This is a genomic window from Dialister sp. UBA1703 (assembly GCA_002320515.1).
Taxonomy (GTDB): Bacteria; Bacillota; Negativicutes; order Veillonellales; family Dialisteraceae; genus Dialister.
On record DCJJ01000022.1, the window covers coordinates 345 to 4,855 of the forward strand.

General features: G+C 53.4%; 3 protein-coding genes. All 3 read left to right on the plus strand.

Going from position 1 to position 4,511, the window contains the following annotated elements:
- Positions 1–288 precede the first annotated feature (288 nt).
- The 3 genes from ppsA to B2Y11_RS01200 all read left to right on the plus strand — a co-directional run bounded on the left by ppsA (position 289) and on the right by B2Y11_RS01200 (position 4,279).
- On the plus strand, positions 289–2,691 hold the full coding sequence (ppsA, locus tag B2Y11_RS01190; RefSeq protein WP_414630728.1) for a phosphoenolpyruvate synthase: 2,403 nt from the start codon (positions 289–291) through the stop codon (positions 2,689–2,691).
- A 106-nt stretch (positions 2,692–2,797) separates the two neighbouring features.
- Positions 2,798–3,430 (plus strand): helix-turn-helix transcriptional regulator, encoded by a 633-nt coding sequence (locus tag B2Y11_RS01195; RefSeq protein WP_291055081.1) that lies wholly within the window; start codon positions 2,798–2,800, stop codon positions 3,428–3,430.
- A gap of 15 nt (positions 3,431–3,445) precedes the next feature.
- The gene (locus B2Y11_RS01200) at positions 3,446–4,279 is read left to right on the plus strand and encodes a pyruvate, water dikinase regulatory protein (RefSeq protein WP_291055085.1); all 834 of its coding nucleotides are present in this window, start codon (positions 3,446–3,448) and stop codon (positions 4,277–4,279) included.
- Positions 4,280–4,511: the final 232 nt, after the last annotated feature.

Consider the following 4,511-nt stretch of genomic DNA (forward strand, 5'->3'; position numbering starts at 1 on the left):
GCGGCTGGCTCAACCCTCACGCCCATCAGGGCGTGTCAACCTTCGGGAATACTGGAAAGCACCGCCCCCCGGTCCCGACCGCGCCACAGGCGCCCACTTTCACCCTCTGAACCCGGGCCACCCAGTGGCCCCATAAGGATATCATTGTTTTTCTAAAAAGGCTGTCTTTGTATCATAAAGTACCTTGACTTTTGTTGTATAAAGGTATACTATAATTTTGCTGATACGAAATAGTGTACAAGAAATTCAAGCTTTTATATTTCTTATCTTCATACCTTAAGGAGGGCTATGATGGACGCAAGAGAAAATGCTTATGTTTTATGGTTTGATGAACTGCACAGAAAGGATGTAGCACTGGTTGGCGGGAAGTCTTCTTCCCTGGGTGAACTGACCACCTCCACCGGTGTGCCCGTTCCCTACGGATACGCTACCACGGCTCATGCATACCGCTATTTCATGGAAACCACCGGACAGAACAGAAAGATTCATGAACTGCTCCAGGAACTGAAGGACGTGGAAGACTCTGTGGAACTCCATGAAGTCTGCACCAAGATCCGCGAAAGCATCGTTTCCGCTGAAATGCCGGAAGACCTGGCAAAGGCTATCGGCGACGCTTACGAAGAACTGGCTAAGAAAGTGAATGAGGAAAACCCCTATGTGGCAGTCCGCTCCTCCGCCACCGCTGAAGATCTGCCTGATGCTTCCTTTGCAGGCCAGCAGGATACCTACCTCAATGTCACCGGCCGTGACATGGTTATCCGCAAGGTGAAGGAATGCTACGCATCCACCTTTACCGACCGTGCTGTATACTATCGTGCCAAGAAACATTTCGACCATGAAAATGTAGCCCTTTCCGCTGCTGTCCAGATGATGGCCGACTCCAAGGTGGCCGGCGTTATGTTCACCGTGAACATTGCCAACGGCGACGATTCCTGCGTCATGATCGAAGGCTCCTGGGGCCTGGGCGAATACGTGGTACAGGGCACCGTTACACCGGATAATTTCATCGTCAATAAAGCTGATCTGACCATCAAATCCCGCATTGTGAATGAAAAGTCCATCGAACTGGTGCGCAAGCCCGGCGGCGATGTGGAAGAAAGAAAGGTACCGGAAGAAAGAGCAAAATCCCAGGCTCTCACCGATGACCAGGTGGTGAAACTGGCAAGCTATGCCAAAGCCATTGAAAAACACTATGGCTGCTACATGGATATGGAATGGGCAGTAGACCATCAGGACCGCATCTGGATCCTCCAGGCCCGCCCGGAAACCGTTTGGTCCAAGAAGAATAAAGAAAAGAAAGCTGGAAATGGAGAAGTGAAAATGACAACTGATCACAAGGTACTCGTTAAAGGCCTTCCTGCAAGCCCGGGAATGGCAGCAGGCAAATGCCATGTAATTACAGATCCGAAGGACATTGACGAATTCCAGGAAGGTGAAGTTCTCGTCACCACTATGACCTCCCCGGACTGGGTACCGGCCATGAAGAAGGCTGTTGCCATTGTCACCGATGCCGGCGGCATGACCTGCCACGCATCCATCGTTTCCCGCGAACTGGGCATCCCCTGCGTGGTTGGCACCAAGAGCCGCAGCGTAGAAGCCACCAAAGTACTGAAATCCGGCCAGGACATCACCATCGATGCCCAGAACGGCGTGGTCTATGAAGGCATTGTAGAAGACCTGGTAAAGAAGGATGAACCCAAGCAGGCAGCAGGCGCAGCAGGCACCACCGTAGTGGCAGCCGAATACTTCGCACCCACCGGCACCGGCGTCATGATGAACCTGGGCGACCCGGACCTGGCTGATAAATATGCAAGCCTCCCCTGCGACGGCATCGGCCTCATGCGTGAAGAATTCATCTGGACCACCTTCATCCATGAACATCCGCTGTACCTCATCGAACAGGGTAAACCGGAAAAAGTCATCGATATGCTGGCAGAAGGCATCTCCAAAGTATGCCGCGCCCTGGCTCCGCGTCCCGTAGTTCTCCGTTTCTCCGATTTCAAATCCGGCGAATACAGAAACCTCAAGGGCGGCGACAAATACGAACCGGTAGAACCGGCTGACCTTCTTGGCTGGAGAGGCGCTTCCCGCTACTACGATCCCAAGTACACTGCCGCTTTCCGCCTCGAACTGAAAGCTGTAAAGAAAGTCCGTGAAGAATACGGCCTGAAAAACCTGAACTGCATGATTCCGTTCTGCCGCACCGTAGCAGAAGCAGCCAAAGTCACCGCCATCATGAAAGAAGAAGGACTGGAAAGAGGCCCGGACTTCAAACTCTTCCTCATGGCTGAAATCCCATCCAACATCATCCTGGCTGACCAGTTCAACCAGTACATCGACGGCTACTCCATCGGCTCCAACGACCTCACCATGCTCATCCTGGGCTGCGACCGCAACAACGACACCGTTTCTTCCCTCTTCGACGAAAGAAACCTGGCCATCAAGAGAGCTGTCCGCCACCTTATCGCCACCGCCCACAAAGACGGCAAGACCGTTTCTATCTGCGGCCAGGCACCGTCCGTATATCCTGACTTCACCGAATTCCTGGTGAAGAGCGGCATCGACTACGTATCCGTCAACCCGGATATGGTGAAAGCCACCAAGAGAAACGTAGCCCACATCGAACAGAGACTCATGCTGGACGCTGCTACCGGAAGAGGCATCAAGGAAGTAGAAGACTACACCTGGTAAGATACCTATGGCAGCCACGGTCCATGAATGACCGATGAATATTTCCCAAACCGGGGCTGCGAAGGCAGTCCCGGTTTGTTATTTTCCATACGAGAAAGGAGACAACATGCAGCTCACCAGCCGTCAAAAGGAAATTACCCGCATCGTCCGGGAAAACGGCCCTATTACGGGAGAAATGATTGCAGAACGTCTTCATGTCACCCGCAGCGCTCTCCGCGGCGACCTGGCAGTCCTCCTCTCCGGAGAAGTGATCGCAGCAAGACGCCGGCTGGGCTACTACTACCTGGGCGGCGGAGAAGACCCCGCAGCAGCCGAAATCCGCTCCTGCACCGCCGAGTCCTGTATGTCCCGTCCCGTCCTTGTGAACGCCGATTCCAATGCCTATGACGCAGCCGTCCTCCTCTTCACCGAAGACATCGGCACCCTCTTCGTAGGGAAAGAAGACGACGTGCTGGGCGTGGTATCCAGAAAAGACCTTTTGAAATCCGCCATGGGCAGGGAAGACCTGGCCAAAGTGCCCATTTCCATGGTCATGACATCCCGCTCCAAAATGATTTACGCAGAGCCCGATGAAGACATGGTATCCATTGCACAGAAACTCATCGACTATGAAATCGACTGCCTCCCCGTAGGCACCTTCAAAGACGTGAACGGAGAAAAGAAATTCCAGCTCAAAGGCCGGATTTCCAAAACCAATATTACCCGCCTCTTCCTGGAACTGGGACGGGGCAAACGATAAACATAAAAGGAGGCTATGCCCTTGAATAAAATACCGGAAGTCTATGTGGTCTCCGACTCCCTGGGCGACACGGCGGAAAGCGTGGCCAAAGCCACCATCAGCCAGTTCGATGAAGACATCGACATCATCCGGGTGCCCTTCATCCGCCACGCGGAACAGATCCAGAAAGTCATAGAAGAAGCAGCCCAGCATGGCGCCGTGGTCTGCCACACCCTGGTAAGCCCGGAACTCCGCCAGACCTTTGAAAAAATCGCAGAAGCCAAAAACGTGCGCTACGTGGACATCCTGGGCCCCATGATGGACATGGTGGGATCCATTTCCACCACCAAGCCCAGAATGAAGCCGGGCATTATCCACAAACTGGACGAAGAATACTTCCGCAAAGTGGAAGCCATCGAATTCGCCGTGAAATACGACGACGGCAAGAACCCCGCAGGATTCGCCAAAGCCGACGTCGTCCTTGTAGGCGTATCCCGTACATCCAAGACACCTCTCTCCATGTACATGGCCCACAAGAAATACAAAGTAGCCAACCTTCCTCTGGTACCGGAAGTGCCGCTGCCGGAAGAAATCTTCCACATTCCGCCCTACCGCATCATCGGTCTCATCATCGACCCCTACAAACTCAACACCATCAGGAGCGAAAGAATGAAGGCCCTGGGCTTCTCCGGCACCGCCAACTACACCGACATCGCCCGCATTGAAGACGAACTCTCCTACGCCAAAGAAGTCATGCGCCAGCTCCACTGTATGGTCATCGACGTATCCAACAAGGCCATAGAAGAAACCGCCAGCCGCATCATGTCCATCGTCCAGAGAAATAAAGAACTATACGGCGATAAATACTGACAGGGAAAAGACTGCAGAGACAGAAAACTCTGCAGCCTTTTTTGCGTCCCATGCTTTGACGGAAGGGGGGCACATGGTGAGCCAATCAGCAGAATGCCTATCATGGCCTATGATACAGAAAACTCGTCCCGTAACGCTGACTTCTTATGGACAAGCCCCTTTGGGCGTGAGGGTTCAGGCGCCTTTCGGCGCGGTCGGGATCGGGACCTGGGCGGTGCTTTCCAGTATTCCC

Coding starts and splice junctions, on each gene's coding strand:
- ppsA (WP_414630728.1), top strand. CDS start 289: ATGATGGACGCAAGAGAAAATGCTTATGTTTTATGGTTTGATGAACTG.
- B2Y11_RS01195 (WP_291055081.1), top strand. CDS start 2,798: ATGCAGCTCACCAGCCGTCAAAAGGAAATTACCCGCATCGTCCGGGAA.
- B2Y11_RS01200 (WP_291055085.1), top strand. CDS start 3,446: ATGCCCTTGAATAAAATACCGGAAGTCTATGTGGTCTCCGACTCCCTG.